At 70.7% G+C, this 16,000-nt stretch carries 12 protein-coding genes; 4 read left to right on the plus strand and 8 right to left on the minus strand.

From position 1 onward, the window contains the following. Positions 1-48 precede the first annotated feature (48 nt). Together B9P64_RS01690 and B9P64_RS01695 are read left to right on the plus strand one after the other, a co-directional pair. Complete coding sequence (locus B9P64_RS01690) at positions 49-942, plus strand: DMT family transporter (protein WP_085314530.1); 894 nt, start codon at positions 49-51, stop codon at positions 940-942. A gap of 34 nt (positions 943-976) precedes the next feature. Next, positions 977-1,849, plus strand: coding sequence for a sulfurtransferase (locus B9P64_RS01695; RefSeq protein ID WP_085314531.1), 873 nt, complete (start codon positions 977-979; stop codon positions 1,847-1,849). Positions 1,850-1,924: 75 nt separating this feature from the next. On the opposite strand, the gene B9P64_RS01700 is transcribed toward B9P64_RS01695, so the two are convergent. The 3 genes from B9P64_RS01700 to B9P64_RS01710 all read right to left on the minus strand — a co-directional run bounded on the left by B9P64_RS01700 (position 1,925) and on the right by B9P64_RS01710 (position 5,167). After that, positions 1,925-3,241 carry a cytochrome-c peroxidase gene (locus B9P64_RS01700; protein ID WP_085314532.1) on the minus strand — a complete coding sequence of 439 codons (1,317 nt, stop codon included), beginning with the start codon at positions 3,239-3,241 and terminating at the stop codon, positions 1,925-1,927. Continuing rightward, the gene (locus B9P64_RS01705; protein WP_085314533.1) at positions 3,241-4,671 is read right to left on the minus strand and encodes a metallophosphoesterase; all 1,431 of its coding nucleotides are present in this window, start codon (positions 4,669-4,671) and stop codon (positions 3,241-3,243) included. The genes B9P64_RS01700 and B9P64_RS01705 overlap by 1 nt, the downstream gene beginning before the upstream one ends. 70 nt (positions 4,672-4,741) lie before the next feature. Next, the gene (locus tag B9P64_RS01710) at positions 4,742-5,167 is read right to left on the minus strand and encodes a globin domain-containing protein (protein ID WP_085314534.1); all 426 of its coding nucleotides are present in this window, start codon (positions 5,165-5,167) and stop codon (positions 4,742-4,744) included. A 215-nt stretch (positions 5,168-5,382) separates the two neighbouring features. Here B9P64_RS01710 and B9P64_RS01715 point away from each other — a divergent pair, with 215 nt between their 5' ends. Further along, complete coding sequence (locus B9P64_RS01715; protein ID WP_085314535.1) at positions 5,383-6,675, plus strand: O-acetylhomoserine aminocarboxypropyltransferase/cysteine synthase family protein; 1,293 nt, start codon at positions 5,383-5,385, stop codon at positions 6,673-6,675. Between the two features lie 19 nt (positions 6,676-6,694). Here B9P64_RS01715 and B9P64_RS01720 read toward each other — a convergent pair whose 3' ends face one another. Further along, complete coding sequence (locus B9P64_RS01720) at positions 6,695-7,477, minus strand: ZIP family metal transporter (protein ID WP_235839858.1); 783 nt, start codon at positions 7,475-7,477, stop codon at positions 6,695-6,697. A gap of 95 nt (positions 7,478-7,572) precedes the next feature. Continuing rightward, positions 7,573-8,439 carry a dienelactone hydrolase family protein gene (locus B9P64_RS01725; protein WP_085314537.1) on the minus strand — a complete coding sequence of 289 codons (867 nt, stop codon included), beginning with the start codon at positions 8,437-8,439 and terminating at the stop codon, positions 7,573-7,575. Positions 8,440-8,626: 187 nt separating this feature from the next. On the opposite strand from B9P64_RS01725, the gene B9P64_RS01730 reads away from it, so the two are divergent. Next, positions 8,627-10,318 carry a hypothetical protein gene (locus B9P64_RS01730; protein ID WP_085314538.1) on the plus strand — a complete coding sequence of 564 codons (1,692 nt, stop codon included), beginning with the start codon at positions 8,627-8,629 and terminating at the stop codon, positions 10,316-10,318. 88 nt (positions 10,319-10,406) lie between these two features. Here the strand turns inward: B9P64_RS01730 and B9P64_RS01735 are convergent, their stop codons facing one another. From B9P64_RS01735 to B9P64_RS01745, 3 genes are all read right to left on the minus strand, one after another. Beyond that, positions 10,407-12,113 carry a long-chain-fatty-acid--CoA ligase gene (locus B9P64_RS01735; protein WP_235839859.1) on the minus strand — a complete coding sequence of 569 codons (1,707 nt, stop codon included), beginning with the start codon at positions 12,111-12,113 and terminating at the stop codon, positions 10,407-10,409. A 600-nt stretch (positions 12,114-12,713) separates the two neighbouring features. Beyond that, complete coding sequence (locus B9P64_RS01740) at positions 12,714-13,862, minus strand: aminopeptidase (RefSeq protein ID WP_235839860.1); 1,149 nt, start codon at positions 13,860-13,862, stop codon at positions 12,714-12,716. Continuing rightward, the gene (locus B9P64_RS01745) at positions 13,853-15,982 is read right to left on the minus strand and encodes a molybdopterin-containing oxidoreductase family protein (RefSeq protein WP_085314539.1); all 2,130 of its coding nucleotides are present in this window, start codon (positions 15,980-15,982) and stop codon (positions 13,853-13,855) included. The genes B9P64_RS01740 and B9P64_RS01745 overlap by 10 nt, the downstream gene beginning before the upstream one ends. Between the last annotated feature and the right edge of the window lie 18 nt (positions 15,983-16,000).

Consider the following 16,000-nt stretch of genomic DNA (forward strand, 5'->3'; position numbering starts at 1 on the left):
CCGCCCGCCCGCGCCTTCGGGCGCGGCGCGGGCAGCTGAGGGCGGCGCATGCAATCGCTCTGGATGCTGGCGGCGGCGGCGTTGTTCTCGCTGGTCGCCGCCTTCGTCAAGCTCGCCATCGATGCGCACAGCGCCTGGGAAATCCTGTTCTGGCGCAATGCCGTGGGGCTGGCGGTGCTGCTGCCGATGGCGCTGCGGCGCATGGGCGGCCTGCGCGCGCTGGTGGTCACGCCGCACTGGCGCGGCCATCTGGCGCGCAATGCGTCGGGCACGACGGCGGTGCTGCTGTGGTTTGCCACCACCGCCCATCTGCCGCTGGCGACGGCGCTCACGCTCAACTACACCTCGTCGCTGTTTCTGGCTGCGCTGCTGGTCGGTGGCGCCTGGCGTGCCGGTCGGCGTGGACCGGGCCGGCGGATGCTGGCCGCGCTGCTGATCGGCTTTGCCGGCATCGTCTGCGTGCTGCGGCCCACGCTCGCGCCCGAGCAATGGCTGTGGGGCGCGGCCGGACTGGCGTCGGGATTGCTCGGCGCGGGCGCGCTGCTGTCGCTGCGCACGCTCGGCCAGCTCGGCGAGCCGTCGACGCGCACGGTGTTCTACTTTTCATTGAGCGGGGCGGCGGCCGGCGCTGCGGGCATGCTGGCCTTCGGCGCGCACTGGCCCGATGCGCGCCATCTCGGCTATCTGCTGGCGGTGGGCGGATTGGCGCTGGTGGCGCAACTGGCGCTCACCCATGCCTACGGACGCGGCAAGCCGCTGCTGGCGGCGACGCTCGGCTACAGCACCATCGTGTTTGGCAGCGGCTGGGGCTGGCTGGTGTGGGGCGACGTGACGCCGGCGCAGGCGTGGATCGGCATCGGGCTGATCGCCGGCGCCGGGGCATGGGCCACGCTGCTGACGGCGCAGGCCACGGCCGATCCGGCAGCGGCCGCTCGGCGCTGAGCGATCATCGCGGCTTTCCGCCCGGAGCCCCGCGATGCCCCACACCACGCTGATCGACGCCGCCACGCTCGCGGCCCATCTCGACGACGCCGACTGGCTCGTCATCGACACCCGCTTCGATCTGGCCAATCCGGCCTGGGGCGAGGCCGATTACGCCGCCACCGGCCATGTGCGCGGCGCGGTCTACGCCCATCTCGACCGCGAGCTGTCGGCCAAGGGCGACGCGGCCATCAACGGCGGCCGCCATCCGCTGCCGTCGCGCGAGGAAGCCGCGCGCCGCTTTGCGCAGCTGGGCATCGGCGATGCCACGCAGGTGGTGGTCTACGACACCCAGGGCGCGATGTTCGCGGGCCGGCTGTGGTGGATGCTGCGCTGGTGCGGCCACGCCAAGGTGGCGGTGCTCGACGGCGGTTTCGCGGGCTGGCAGGCCTACGCCGCCGCGCACGCCGATGCCGCCGCGCTGGTCGAGCACACGGTCACGCGGCGCGCGCCGGCCGCCTTCACGCTGCGCCCGGCGCTGGAACAGCTGGCGGACGCCGCCGCCGTGCGCGCCAACATCGACAGCGCCGCGCTCACCCTGCTCGATGCGCGCGCGCCCGACCGGTTTCGCGGCGAGAACGAGAAGACCGATCCGGTCGCCGGCCACATCCCGGGCGCGGTGAATGCGTTCTTCAAGGACAACCTGGACGCCGACGGCCACTTCAAGCCGGCCGCCGCGCTGCGCGAACGCTTCGACGCGCTGGCCGGCGGCAAACCGCTGCTGCATCAGTGCGGCTCGGGCGTGACCGCCTGCCACAACCTGCTCGCGGCGCGGCATGCGGGCATCGAGACCGGCGTGCTCTACGCCGGCAGCTGGAGCGAATGGATCGAGGACCGCGCGCGGCCGGTGGCGACCGGCGCGCAGTGATTGCGCGGCGGCATGGCCCGGATTGCGGCTGACGCTGCGCCGGCCGTGCCGCGCCGCGCCGCAGCCGCGTGTGGTTCAGCGCACGCCCGCAGCGCCCGCCGGCCGGTCGCTGAGCGTGCGCAGAAACGCCAGCAGCGCATCGATGTCCGCCTCGTCGAACGCAGGCGCGGCGCCCGGCCGGCGGTTGTACGGCACCGAATTCACGTTGACATTGCCGCGCAGCTGCGGCGGCAGATCGTCGAAGCGCGCGCCGGGCGGATACCAGTCGTCGGGCGCGGTCGCGCGGGTGGCGTAGAAGCGCAGCACCTCGCGCAGGTCGCGCAGCGCGCCGTTGTGCATGAAGCGCTCGCGCTCGGCCACATTGCGCAGCGTGGGCGTGCGGAACCAGCCGCACCAGGCATCGGGCTCGGGCCAGCCGCGCGCACGGGCGGTGCGGCACAGGCCCAGATCGAACTGCCCGCCGGCGCGATTGGCCGCAAGCGCCCGGTTGCGCGGCGCGGCAATCGCGTCATAGCCAAAGTCGGTGAACGGCGAGCGCGCCGGATTGCTCGACGTGGGGCTGAACTGGTGACACGAGGCGCAATTGCCCTTGTCCGGATCGCGGAACAGCGCCATGCCGCGCAGCTCCAGCGGCGCGAGCTGGCCGCGACCGCGCAGCCAGTCGTCGAAGCGCGAGCTGTACGGCGCCATCTCCTCGCTTTGCAGAAAGGCTTCGAGCGCGGCGCCGGCGGCATCGAGCGCCGCCTTGCCGTCGCTGAGCGCGCGCCGGCCGAAGCGTGCGGCGATCTCGCCGGCATAGTCGGCGCGCGCGAGCCGGGCCGCCACATCGCGGCCGTTGCGGTTGTTCATCTCGTCGGGATTGAGCAGCGGCAGCGCGGCCTGCTGCGCCAGCGTGTCGGCGCGGCCGTCGGCCATCAGCCCGCCAAAGGGCGACGGCGCGAGCGCGTCATCGTCCCGATAGAAATAGAGCGGCGGCACCTGGCGCACATACAGCAGCGACGGCGTGGCGCGCGGGCTGGCATGGCCGGGCCGGCTGCCGGCCGACACGCCGGCCGGCGTCAGCCGTCCGCCGCCCCAGGCATGCGCCGGATCGTGGCAGCTGGCGCAGCTGCTGCCGGCCGGACGCGACAGGCTGGCGTCGAAGAACAGCCGCCGGCCCAGCGCGGCGAGCGCCGGATCGGGATGGAATTCGCGCACCGGCGACACGATTGCGGCGCGCTCCGGCGTGCTGCCGATGCGGGCGGGAGCGGACTGCGCGCGGCCGTCGACCGCGCCAGGGCGCGCCGCAGCGGCGTCGCCGGTCACCGGCAGCGCGGCCTGCGCCGCCGCCAGCGCCATCCACGCCAGCAGCAGCGCAGCCGCCAGCCGCCGCACCGCCCGCCCGCTGTGCATCACGGCGCCAGATAGCCCGTCTTGTCGCAGACCAGCTTGCTGCCGCTCAGCGTGCAGGTAGTCAGCAGCTTGCCGTCGCGCGTCATGGCCTTGTAGACCCAGCCGGCGCCGACCCGGTCCATCACCAGAAAGCCGAAGGTCGAGGTGTGGGCGATGCTGTCGATGACCGCGCCCGGCGCCGGCGTGCTGCCGGCCGGCAGCGGGTCGGGCAGGTTCACGTCGAGGTTGTCGCCGCCGTTGCCGCTCACGATGGTGGCCGGATGGTTGCTGCTGAAGCTGATGGCCTGGAAGTCGTGCACATGGCCGTGGATGGCCAGCTTGATGCCGCTCGGGTAGTAGGCGCTCGGGTAGGTCGCATCGCCGACCGACAGCAGCGCGGCATTGCCGCCCGCCGGCGCGGCGCCGGCCAGCGGCGCAAACGCCAGGATCGGATGGTGATTGGCCCAGATGCTGGCCACGCCGGTCTTCTGCGCCAGCTCGGCCGCCTTCTTGAACTGCGCCTGATAGGTCGTGAACTGGAAGTCGGTGCTCTTGAGCGCGGCCTTGCCGGTCTTGGCGCTGTCGAAAACGATCACCTGGGTATCGGCGCCGATCGGCACCGCAAACGGGTCGGTGTAGTTGCCGGTGCTGTCGTTGGCCGGGTCATCGCAGCTGCGCGCGGCGCTGTAGGCCGAGGTGTCGAGGAAGCGGGCCCAGCCCTGGCCGGCGCGCGCGCATTCCTCATGATTGCCGCGCACCATCACCCAGGGCGCGGCGGCCAGCAGTCGGGCGGCCGGCTTGAACAGGTCGGCTTCCCAGGTATCCCAGCCATAGCCCCAGGGGCTGCCCTGGCAGCCGGCGACGTCGCTCGGGCAGGCGTTTTCGCGGTAGTGGTAGTCGCCGATGTGCAGCACCAGATCGGGCTTGAGCACGGCGGCCGCGGTGGCGATGGTCTCGAACGGCCAGGCGCCGGCATCGGAGCAGGCCTGCCAGGCGTTGTCGGCCTTCTTCATGCGGCAGCCGGTATCGGCCAGCACGACGACGCGCTGCGGGCTGGCCTTGGGCAGCGGCAGCGTGCGGCTGCCGAGCGTCAGCGTCTTGGCCGTGGCGGGCACGGCGATTTCGCAGGACAGCACCGGGAAGGCCGAGGCCTTCGAATCCTCGGCGGCGCTGGCGGTGCTGCGCTGGGCCGGCGTGCCGGCGCCGGCGCGCAGCGTCATGCGGCTGGCGTTGCCGTCGATTTCGACGCGCGGGCAGGTGTCGGCATGCGAGCTGACGGCGCGCGCGATGGCGGCGCCGTTCGGGCCCAGCTCGACCCAGGCCGACTTCACATAGGTATCGACGCTGGCGGGATCGGCCGCGAGGCCGTCGTCGCTGCCGCAGGCGGCAAGCAGGAGCGCTGTGCACAGCATGGCGATCGGCAAAGTCTGGGTGCGGGCGGGTGCCGGCATGGTGCTTCCTCGGTGGACGGTGAAAGTCCGCGAGGCTAGGCAGCCGGGATGACCCCGCCGTGACCCGGACTCAGGCGGCCGGACGGGCAGCGGCGGCGGCCGCCTTCATCGCATCGGCCAGCGCGGTGTAGGCGGTGGCCCAGGCGGCGCGCGTCTCGGCCGGGAAGTGCTCGTCGCCGAGCCCGGTCTGGAGCGTGGCCAGCAGCGCCAGTCCGACGGTCTCGTAGTGCTCGTCCTTCACGCCGTAATGCACATGCAGCCGGCCGAGCGACTGGATGTCGCGCATCACGGTGTCGAGCTTGTCGAGCTTGTCGATGACGGTCGCCAGCATCGCCACCAGCTTGCGGCCCTGCATGCCGATGTCGCCCTTGAACAGCGCACGCAGCGACGGGTCGATCTCGAACAGCTTGGCGTAGAAGATGCCGGCCACCACGTCGTGCAAGGGCAGCACGCGCTGCCACGACGCCTGGACGAGGGCAATTTGTTCCGATGTCATGAAGTTTTCTCGCGCCTTTATTAGGGGCCGCGAGTGTCGCCGCAAACCGCGCGCGATGCGAGATGCGCCGAACTGTCGGCGCGCAGGCAGTCACTGTCCGCGATGCAGCGCCGGTTGCCGGCGGCTGCTGCAATCGGTGCCGAAACCGCTTTCAATGCCGCCACCGGGCGCGGCACGGAAACTGCCCTGGCCGCCCGGATCATCAGGAGACAACCATGACCGACAGCACCCCGAACTGGAAGCTCGAAACCCTGGCCGTGCACGGCGGCTACAAGCCCGACCCGACCACGCGCGCCGTGGCCGTGCCGATCTACCAGACCGTCGCCTATGCCTTCGACGACACCCAGCACGGCGCCGACCTGTTCGACCTGAAGGTGGCCGGCAACATCTACACGCGGATCATGAATCCGACCACCGACGTGCTGGAGCAGCGCGTCGCGGCGCTCGAAGGCGGGCTGGCGGCGCTGGTGCTGGCCTCGGGTCAGGCGGCGGTCACCTACTCGATCCTCACCATCGCCGAGACGGGCGACAACATCGTCTCGGCCAGCACGCTGTACGGCGGCACCTACAACCTGTTCGCGCACACGCTGCCGCAGTACGGCATCGCCACCCGCTTCGCCGATCCGCGCGATCCGGCGTCGTTCGGCGCGCTGATCGACGAGCGCACCAAGGCCGTGTTCGTCGAGTCGGTCGGCAATCCGCTCGGCAACGTGACCGACTTCGAGGCCATCGCCGAAGTGGCCCATGCGCACGGCGTGCCGCTGATCGTCGACAACACCGTGCCCACGCCCTATCTGTGCCGCCCGTTCGAGCACGGCGCCGACATCGTCGTGCACTCGCTCACCAAGTACCTGGGCGGTCACGGCAACAGCCTGGGCGGCGCCATCGTCGACTCGGGCAAGTTCCCGTGGGCTGAGCACAAGACGCGCTTTCGCCGCCTCAACGAGCCCGACGTGAGCTACCACGGCGTGGTCTACACCGAGGCGCTCGGCGCGGCGGCCTACATCGGCCGGGCCCGCGTGGTACCGCTGCGCAATACCGGCGCGGCGATCTCGCCGTTCAACGCCTTCCTCATCCTGCAAGGCATCGAGACGCTGGCGCTGCGCATGGACCGCATCTGCGACAACGCGACCCGGGTGGCGCGCTTTCTCAAGGGCCATCCCAAGGTCAACTGGGTGAGCTATGCCGGGCTGGAGGACGACCCGGCCCATGCGCTGGCGCAGAAATACCTGTCGGGCCGCGCGTCGGGGCTGCTCACCTTCGGTGTGCATGGCGGGCGCGACGGCGGCGCGCGCTTCCAGGACGGGCTCAAGCTCATCACGCGGCTGGTCAACATCGGCGATGCCAAGTCGCTGGCGACGCATCCGGCCTCGACCACGCACCGCCAGCTCGCGCCCGAGGAGCTGGTCAAGGCCGGCGTGACCGAGGACATGGTGCGGCTGTCGATCGGCATCGAGCACATCGACGATCTGCTCGCGGACATCGATCAGGCGCTCGCCGCGACCTGAATGAAGCTGCGGCGCGGGCTCAATGCCCGTGCTGCACCGCGAACACCGAATAGATGATCGCCACGCCAAGCCCGATCAGCGCCAGCTGCACAAAGCTCTCATCGCGCCGGCCCTCGCGCTGCAACTGCGGCATCAGGTCGCTGAGCGCGATGTAGATGAAGCTGCTGCTGGCAATCACCAGCGCGTAGGGAATCAGCGCCGTCACCCGGCCAAACAGCGCCCAGCCCAGCACGCCGCCGCAGACGCCGGCCAGCCCGGTCAGCAGATTGAAGAAATAGGCGCGCTTGCGGCTGAAGCCGGCATTCAGCAGCACCATGAAATCGCCGATCTGCTGCGGAATCTCGTGCGCAATGATCGAGCCGGCGGCGATCGCGCCGAGCTTCCAGTCGCTGAGGAAGGCCGCCGCGATCACCACGCCGTCGGCCGCCTTGTGCACCGCATCGCCGATCAGGATCGGCCAGCCGCCGCGCCCGGCCTGGGCCGCGTCGTGGCCGTGGTGATGGTCGTGATCGTCGCCCTCGTGGTGATGGTCGTGGCGCAGTACCGAGAAGCGCTCCAGCACAAAGAAGGTGATGACGCCGCCGAGCAGCAGCCCGAACAGCGCATGCGGCTCGCCGTGCTGCTCGAAGGCCTCGGGAAGCATGTGCAGCAGCGCCGCGCCCAGCAGGATGCCGACCGAGAACGCCACCATTCGGTGAACCATGCGCGCCAGCACGGTGAAGCTGAGAAAGGCCGCCGCGCTGATGCTGAACGCGGCCGACAGCGCAATCGCGCCGACGATGAGGAGGAGGCTGGTATTCACGCGGCGCAGTGTAGCCGCGGGCTATCGATGGGCCGGCGGCGATTCGGTGGCCGGCGCCGGCCGGAGGGCGCGGCTGGCCGGCCGCGCCGCGTGCCTCACACGCCGTTGGCCTTGAACCAGGCCAGCATCCGCGCCCAGCCGTCCCTGGCATCGGCCGCCACATAGCTCGGCCGGTAGTCGGCGTTGAAGGCATGACCCGAGTTCGGATAGACGACGAACTCGCTCTTGCGCGCGGCCGGCGTGCCCCGGGCCAGCTCGCCCTTCATGCGCTCGATGCCGTCGAGCGGAATGCTGTCGTCCTTGGCGCCGTACAGGCCCAGCACCGGCGCATGCAGCTTCGCTGCCACATCCACCGGATTGCTGGGTTGCAGCGCCGGGTTGAAGCCGTTGACGAGCTTGCCGTACCAGGCCGCGCCGGCCTTCAGCTGCGGGCTGTGCGCCGCATACATCCACACCACCCGCCCGCCCCAGCAGAAGCCGGTGATGGCCAGCCGCGTGCCGTCGGCGCCGTCCTTGATGGCGGCGGCCACGGTCGCGTCCAGGTCGGCCAGCGTTTCGGCGTCCGACTTTTTCGCAACCACGTTCCTGATGAGTTCGGGAATCGCCTGCTCGGCCTTGGCATCGCCCTGGCGCACGAACAGCTCGGGCGCGACCGCGTAGTAGCCGGCCCGGGCCAGCCGCCGGCACAGATCGGCGATGTGCTCATGCACGCCGAAGATTTCGCTCACCACCAGCACCAGCGGCCAGTGGCTGCCCGCCGCCGGTCGCGCGCGGTAGGCGGGAATGGCGTCGGCGCCGCTGGCGACGCTGAGTTCGCCGGCCACCAGACCGTCAGGCGAAGTGTGGATGGCGGTCTGGGCCAGCGCGGGCAGCACGGCGGCGGCAAAGCCCGCGCCGACGGCGCTGCGCACGAAATCGCGGCGGTCGGTACTGACGGGAAGGCTGAGGTCGCTCGGGTTCATTGCATCTGTCTCCTGTGAGAGGGGTGCGGCAAGACCGCAACGGAAAGTGTCGCCCGGGTTGCCGGCGCTGCCGTTCGTCTGACCGCCACCTAACTCGTAACCGTGGATTTCCGCGCGATGTCTACTATTTCTCACCCAGAAATAGCTAGGCATTTCTCCTAGAAAAATTTCACTTCCCGGAGTCACGATGACCCTCTCAAGCTCCCTTCGTCTGGCCGCCGCGGCCGCCGCGCTCGCCCTTGCCCTGCCCGCGTTTGCCGCCGACGCCGATGTGTCGCGCCTGATCCCGCCGCGCGCGCCGCGCCATTTCGGGCCGCAGTTGCAGTCCGCGCTCACCGCGCCGCTGCCGCTCGGTGGCAGCCAGCTGTTCGCCGCCACGCCGTCCTATCTGGCGCAGTACGACAGCTTCAACAACAGCGAAGGCACGCTCGGCCACTGGCAGATCAACGGGCCGGTCGTGACCAAGGGCAATGCCTTCTTCCAGTCGCTGGGCAGCAACGGCCGCACCTGCGCCACCTGCCACCAGCCGGCCAATGCGATGACGGTCGGCACCGACCACATCCGCACCCGCTTCTGGCTCAGCGCCGGGCGCGATCCGCTGTTCGCGCCGGTCGACGGCGCCAACTGCCCGAGCAATGTGCCCGCCGCCGACACCCGGCGCTCGCTGCTCGGCGGCCTGCTCGGCGGCAACCAGCGCGGGCGCGAGGCGGCCTATTCGCTGCTGCTCAACAAGGGGCTGTTCCGCGTGTTCCTGCCGGTGCCGCTGACCACCAGCGGCAGCAATCCGCATCCGGTCGAGTTCACCGTGAAGGTCGTGAGCGACCCCTACGGCTGCAATACCGATCCGGCCTATGCCACGACCACCGATCCGGCCAGCGGCGCGACGCGCCAGATCGTCTCGGTGTACCGGCGCCCGCGCATGTCGGCCAACCTGGCCTTCACCACGTCCACCCTGGCCGATTCGCCGACCTCGGGCTTTCCGCCGATCGACCTGATGACCGGCGACCCGCTCGCCGTCGATCCGGTCACCGGCAAGTTCCAGAGCGGCAACATCATGTGGGACGGCCGCGAGCCGACGCTCGAAAGCCAGGCCTTCGACGCGACCATGGGCCATGCCCAGGCCACCACGGCGCCCACGCCGGCGCAGATCGCCGAGATCGTGGCCTATGAACGCAATGTGCTGAGCGCGCAGATCTTTTCGCGCAACGCCTTCGACCTGACCACCGGCACGCCGGCCAAGCCCGTCAACGGCGGCCCGAAGTGGCTCGCCAGCCAGCAGCCCATCGCCGCGCTGCCGGCCGACGGCAGCACCTTCGTGCAGTACGGCAGCTGGAACGTGAGCAATCCGGTCGGCGGCATCGCCACGGCGCGCGCGGCGATCGCGCGCGGCGAGGTCATCTTCAATTCGCGCAAGTTCGTGCTGTCGAACGTGGCCGGCTTCAACAACGTGGTCGGCAGCAATGCGGTCACGGGCAGCTGCTCGACCTGCCACAACCAGGTCGGCGTGGGCAGCGACGCCCTGCCCTTCGCCCAGCGCGACATCGGCATCGGCGGCCACGGCACGCAGTTTGGCGGCCCGGCGCTGGCCAGCGATCTGCCGGTGTTCGAGCTGAGCTGCAAGCCCGGCTTCAGCACGCTGTACGGCGGCACGACCGTGCGCACCAACGATCCGGGCGTGGCGCTCATCACCGGCAAGTGCGCCGACATCGGCCGCAAGACGGTGCCGCAGCTGCGCGGTCTGGCGGCGCGCGCGCCCTTCTTCAGCGACGGCTCGGCGCCCGACCTGCGCAAGGTGGTCGAGGTCTACAACAAGCGCTTCGACATCAAGCTGACCGAGCAGGAAAAGAGCGATCTGGTCGCCTTCATGAAGGCGCTCTGAGCGTCGGCATCGCAACCGGAGCCGGTCGGCTCCGACAGCAAAAAGGGCGTCGATCGACGCCCTTTTTGCTGGCCGCCGCCCGGCAGTCCTACTCCGCCGTGCCGTCGCGCAGCGCGCGCCGCAGGATCTTGCCGACCGAGGTCTTGGGCAGCTCGCTGCGGAACACGATTTCCTTTGGCCGCTTGTAGCCGGTGAGGTTTTCCTTGGCCCAGGCACGCAGCGCGTGCTCGTCCAGGTTCTCGTCGCGCGCCACCACGTACACGCGCACCGCCTCGCCCGAATGCTCGTCGGGGATGCCGACCGCCGCCACTTCCTTCACGCCCGGGCAGCCGGCCAGCACATCCTCGACCTCGTTGGGATACACGTTGAAGCCCGACACCAGGATCATGTCCTTCTTGCGGTCGACGATCTTCACGTAGCCGCGCTCGTCGAGCGTGGCGATGTCGCCGGTCAGCAGATAGCCGTCGGGCGTGAAGGCCTTGCGCGTCTCCTCGGGCCGGTTCCAGTAGCCGCGCATCACCTGCGGCCCCTTCACGCACAGCTCGCCCGGCGTGCCCACCGGCACCGGATTGCCGTCGTCGTTGCGGATGCTGATGTCGGTACCCGGCATCGGCATGCCGATGCTGCCGTTCCAGGCGGTGGAGGTGGTCGGGTTGGCGCAGACCACCGGCGAGGTTTCCGACAGCCCGTAGCCCTCGACGATGGCGCAGCCGGTCTTCTCCAGCCAGCGCGCCGCCACCGCCGATTGCACCGCCATGCCACCGCCCACCGACAGCTTGAGCCGCGTCCAGTCCACGCGCCCGAACTCGGGGTGATCCATCAGCGCGTTGAACAGCGTGTTGACCGCCGGAAACACATGCACCGGATGGCGCCTGAGCGTGCCGAGCAGGCTGCCGAAATCGCGCGCATTGGGGATGAGCACGATCTGCGCACCGACCCGCAGCCCGAGCAGGCAGACCGTGTTGAGCGCAAAGATGTGATAGAGCGGCAAGGCTCCCAGCTTGACCACCTGCTCGCCCACCGGCACCCGACGCAGCGCCGGCTCATACCAGGCCTCGGCCTGGAGCACGTTGGCGATCATGTTGGCGTGCGTCAGCACCGCGCCCTTGCTGATGCCGGTGGTGCCGCCGGTGTATTGCAGAAAGGCGATGTCGTCGGGCGTCACCCGCACCCGGTTGAACGGCAGCCGCGCGCCCTGCACCAGCGTCTGGTTGAAGCGCACATGGCCGGGCAGCTTCCAGCGCGGCACCGCCTTCTTCACATGCCGCACCACGGTGTTGACGACCGCGCGCTGCACCAGCCCGAGCAGATCGCCGACCGATGCCACCGCCACATGGCGCAGCTTGGTCGCGCCGATCACCTGCTCCAGCGTGTGGGCGAAGTTCTCGAGGATGACGATGGCCTCGGCGCCGGAATCCTTGAGCTGGTATTCCAGCTCGCGCGGCGTGTAGAGCGGATTGACGTTCACCACCGTGTAGCCGGCGCGCAGGATGCCGAACAGCACCACCGGGTACTGCGGCAGATTGGGCAGCATCACCGCCACCCGCGCGCCGCGCACCAGCCCGAGCGATTGCAGCCAGGCCGCAAAGTGCCGCGCCGCCGCGTCCACCGCCTGGAACGACAGCTGGCGGTCCATGAAGCAGTAGGCCGGCCGCGCATTGAAGCGCCGCACCGCCTCCTCGAACAGCTCGACCAGCGAGGGGTACTGGCTGGCATCGACTTCGGTCGGCATGCCCGGCGGGTAGTGCTCGACCCATGGGCGGCCGTGCTGCATGAGGGCGTTCGGTGCATTCATCGTCGGGTCTCCGTGGCCTCGTCGCGGACTGTCTTGGCACCGGCCGGCGCCGGGGCGTGGCGATGCTAACGCCGGCCCGTGACCCCGGATAGCCGGTGCAAACCGCCTTTCCCGGCGGACTTGTCGCATCGAAAACCCGCCAGATGGCATCGAGATTCACCAATGAGGGAAAGCCCGGACCGATGTGCGAAGCGTCACGAAGCGCCTTCGCCAAACCGGGCACCTTCGCGCCCCACTAGAACTTTCCCTTAGGCGCGCGAGTCGTCGGGCAAGCCGACCGGCCCGGTGCCGCCGGCACAGCGCCCTGCCCCGGCCCGGGTCGACCGTCTGCGGCCGCTGCCGCGCGCGGCGTCCAGGCCGCCCCACTTTCCAACTGGTGACATGCCTCACCTGTCCGGGCGGACCGCGCCCGAGCGCTGCTGCATCGCCATCGACTTGGCTGAAAAAGGGAGTCCGTCACGTCGGCGACAATTGCCACAATGCGGAATGTCGCAGGCGCGCCCACGGAATTGCCGCCGCACGCGGGCAGCGGGCCGAAATGCAAAGGCAGCGGAAGGTGACGGCGGTGCGCGGATGCGCGGTAACGGCGGCGGCCGCCGCTCAGCGCGGCGCGGCGGCCGTGTCGGCGGCGGGCTGGCAGTCGGGGCAGAGCCGCGCGACCGCCGCCGCACGCCCCAGCGGCCCGAGCCGGGCCAGCCGGCGCACCTCGGCATGAAAGCGCGCGAAGTCGCCGTGCTGCTCGTCGAGCAGGCGCTCGAAGGCCGGCACCAGCTGGTGATAGGCCGCAATCGCCGCGATGTGGGCGTTGTTGAGGTCTTGCGCAAAGAACCGGTCGTAGCCGGCAAAGCCGCCCCAGCGCTCGCGCTTGAGCGCGTCGTAGTCGGCGCGCAGCTGGGCAAAGGCGGCGCGCTTGGCGGCGAGCCGGCTGGCGTCGTCGGCATCGCTGGCGTAGATGGCGGCGAGCCGTTCGCGCTGGCGCTCGATCAGCGCGAGGAAGTCCTGGCGCCGACCGTCGTAGGCGGCGTAGCTGGCGGCAAGCGCCGGATCGCCGCGCCGCGCCAGCCAGCGCTGCACGCCGGCGCGTTCGACCGCCGTGGCGTAGCTCTCGTTGAACATGGTGTCGTTGGCCGCATAGGCGACCTGATGCGACAGCTCATGAAAAATCATCCGCGCGAGTTCGGGCTCGGGCAGGTTGATGAAGGTGCTCAGCACCGGATCGGCGAACCAGCCGAGCGTGGAATAGGCCGGAATGCCGGCCACGTTCACGTCGAGGCCACGGGCGCGCAGCGGCTCGGCCCAGGCACGCGCGTCGGCCTCGGCGAAGTAGCCGCGGTAGCCGACGCAGCCCACGACCGGAAAGCAGCTGGTCTCCAGCGCGAGCGACAGCGGCTGGGTGGCGAACACGTTCCACACCACGAAGGGCCGGCGCAGATCGGCGTAGCGGGTGTAGCTCGGGTTGTCGGGCAGCGCGAGTTCGCGCGCGGCGAAGCGGCGGATGTCCTGCACCTGTTCGAGCCGGGCGCGCAGTTTGGCGTCGGTGGCCGGGTCGGCGATCACCTCGTCGATGGGCCGGGCGCGTTGCAGCAGCTCGGCCTGGCCGGCGACGCTTTGCGCGTAGTAGCCGAGCGTGGAGCAGCCGGAACCGGCGCCGAGCAGCAGCGCGGTGGCGGCGAGCGTGAGCGCAATGCGGCGCGGCCGCGCATGCGAAGCGCGCTCCGGCCGCGCCGCCGCGCCGCGCTTCAGCCGCACTTTTCCACCTGCACCGCGCAGTCGTAGAACGTGGGCCCGCCGCCCATGTCGGTAAGGCGCTGGCTCACGACCTCGTTGGCATTGCGGCCGTCGGCGGCGAGCTTCTTCCACCAGATCGACAGCGCGACGACCACGCCGGGCCGGGCGCGATCGGTGACGCGCGCGGCGAGCTCGAAGCTGCCGCGGTCGTTGAACACGCGCAGCCGGTCGCCGTCGGCGATGCCACGCGCTGCGGCGTCGCGCGGGTGGATGTCGAGCTTCGGCTCGCCCTCGGTCGCGCGCAGGCTTTCCACATTCACGAACGTGGAGTTGAGGAAGTTGCGCGCCGGCGGCGAAACGATGGCGAGCGGGAAGCGCGCGGCCAGCTCGGCATTGCCGACCTCGGCCGGCGCGATCCAGGCCGGCAGCGGATCGAGGCCGGCCGCCTGCATGCGCGCGCTGAAGAATTCGCACTTGCCCGAGGGCGTGCCGAAGCCGCCATCGGCAAAGGGCGCAAAGCTGCCGGCGGCGCCGGTCCAGGGCGCGCGCTGCCAGCCCTGCGCTTCGAGCGTGGGCCAGTCGATCTGGCCGCGCGCATGGCTCGCGTCGAAGGCCTGGCGCGCGATGGCTTCATCGCTGTCGGCAAAGCAGGCGTCGGTGAAGCCCATCCGCGCCGCCAGCCGCCGGAAGATTTCGGTATTGGGCAGCGCCTCGCCGAGCGGCGCGATGGCCGGGTTGTTGACCAGCGCGTAGGCGTGGCCGTAGGTCTTGTGCAGGTCGTAGTGCTCGAGCTGCGTGGTGGCGGGCAGCACGTAGTCGGCGTAGTCGGCGGTGTCGGTCAGGAAGTGTTCGAGCACCACGGTGAACAGGTCGTCGCGCGCAAAGCCGGCTGCCACCCGCGATGAATCGGGCGCGACCGCGACCGGGTTGCTGTTGTAGACGACCAGCGCCTCGATGGGTACGAAGCCGGCGCCGGCCGGGCGCAGCAGGTCGTCGCCGATGGTGCTCATGTTGATGTGGCGCGGGCGGCGGCCGGCGAGCAGATCGGGCCGTTCGAGCGCGGCGTTGTCGACGGCAAAGCTGCCCGAGGCCGAGAGCAGCAGGCCGCCGGCAGCATGGCGCCAGTCGCCGGTGAGCGCCGGCAGGCAGGCGATGTTGCGCACCGCCATGCCGCCGCCGGCGCTGCGCTGCATGCCGTAATTCAGGCGCAGATAGACCGGGCCGCGCGCGGCGGCGACGGCGGGCGGCAGCGCTGCGGCGGCCGGGCTTGCGCCGCCGCGCGCCGTGCTGCCGATGACCGCCGCCAGCGCCTCGACCTCATGGGCCGCAATGCCGCAAAGCTGCGCCACCCGCGCCGGCGGAAACTCCGCCGCCCGCGCCTTGAGTTCATCGAAGCCGAGCGTGTGGCGCGCGATGTAGTCGTGATCGAGCCAGTCCTCGCGGACGAGCACATGCATCACGCCGAGCGCCAGCGCCGCATCGGTGCCGGGCAGCGGCGCGATGTGCAGCGCGCACTTGTCGGCCGTGAGCGAGCGGTACGGGTCGACCGCCACCAGCAGCGCGCCGCGCCGCTTCGCCTCCTGCGCGAAGGTCCAGAAATGCAGGTTCGACGCGATGGCGTTGGTGCCCCAGAACACGATGACGCCGGCATCGACCGCCGCCTCCATGTCGGGCCCGACGCGGTCGCCGAGCGTGTATTGCAGGCCCACGGTGCCGGCGGCCGAGCAGATGGTGCGGTCGAGCCGCGCCGCGCCCAGCTTGTTGAAGAAGCGCCCGGCCATGCTCTCGCCCTGCACCAGGCCCATCGTGCCGGCATAGCTGTACGGGACGATGGCCTCGGGGTTGCGCGCCGCGATGGCGCCCAGGCGCGCGGCGATGTCGGTCAGCGCCGCGTCCCAGCTCACGCGCTCGAAGCGGCCCTCGCCCTTCGCGCCGACGCGCCGCAGCGGATGCAGCACGCGGTCGCGGTGATAGGTGCGCTGCTCGTAGCGCGACACCTTGGTGCAGAGCGCGCCGCGCGTGGTCGGATGGGCCGGGTCGCCGCTGACGCGCACCGCCACGCCGTCGCGCACCTCGACCAGCAGGGCGCAGGTGTCGGGGCAGTCGTGGGGGCAGGCGGCGCGGACGGTGGTGGTGTTCATGGCAGTTTTCCAGCAGCA

The organism is Derxia lacustris, from assembly GCF_002105195.1.
In the GTDB taxonomy this organism is placed as follows: domain Bacteria; phylum Pseudomonadota; class Gammaproteobacteria; order Burkholderiales; family Burkholderiaceae_E; genus Derxia; species Derxia lacustris.

What these genes read in the sequence shown, in the direction of transcription:
- B9P64_RS01690 (WP_085314530.1), top strand. Translation starts at nt 49, where the DNA reads ATGCAATCGCTCTGGATGCTGGCGGCGGCGGCGTTGTTCTCGCTGGTC.
- B9P64_RS01695 (WP_085314531.1), top strand. Translation starts at nt 977, where the DNA reads ATGCCCCACACCACGCTGATCGACGCCGCCACGCTCGCGGCCCATCTC.
- B9P64_RS01700 (WP_085314532.1), bottom strand. Translation starts at nt 3,241, where the DNA reads ATGCACAGCGGGCGGGCGGTGCGGCGGCTGGCGGCTGCGCTGCTGCTG.
- B9P64_RS01705 (WP_085314533.1), bottom strand. Translation starts at nt 4,671, where the DNA reads ATGCCGGCACCCGCCCGCACCCAGACTTTGCCGATCGCCATGCTGTGC.
- B9P64_RS01710 (WP_085314534.1), bottom strand. Translation starts at nt 5,167, where the DNA reads ATGACATCGGAACAAATTGCCCTCGTCCAGGCGTCGTGGCAGCGCGTG.
- B9P64_RS01715 (WP_085314535.1), top strand. Translation starts at nt 5,383, where the DNA reads ATGACCGACAGCACCCCGAACTGGAAGCTCGAAACCCTGGCCGTGCAC.
- B9P64_RS01725 (WP_085314537.1), bottom strand. Translation starts at nt 8,439, where the DNA reads ATGAACCCGAGCGACCTCAGCCTTCCCGTCAGTACCGACCGCCGCGAT.
- B9P64_RS01730 (WP_085314538.1), top strand. Translation starts at nt 8,627, where the DNA reads ATGACCCTCTCAAGCTCCCTTCGTCTGGCCGCCGCGGCCGCCGCGCTC.
- B9P64_RS01735 (WP_235839859.1), bottom strand. Translation starts at nt 12,113, where the DNA reads ATGAATGCACCGAACGCCCTCATGCAGCACGGCCGCCCATGGGTCGAG.
- B9P64_RS01745 (WP_085314539.1), bottom strand. Translation starts at nt 15,982, where the DNA reads ATGAACACCACCACCGTCCGCGCCGCCTGCCCCCACGACTGCCCCGAC.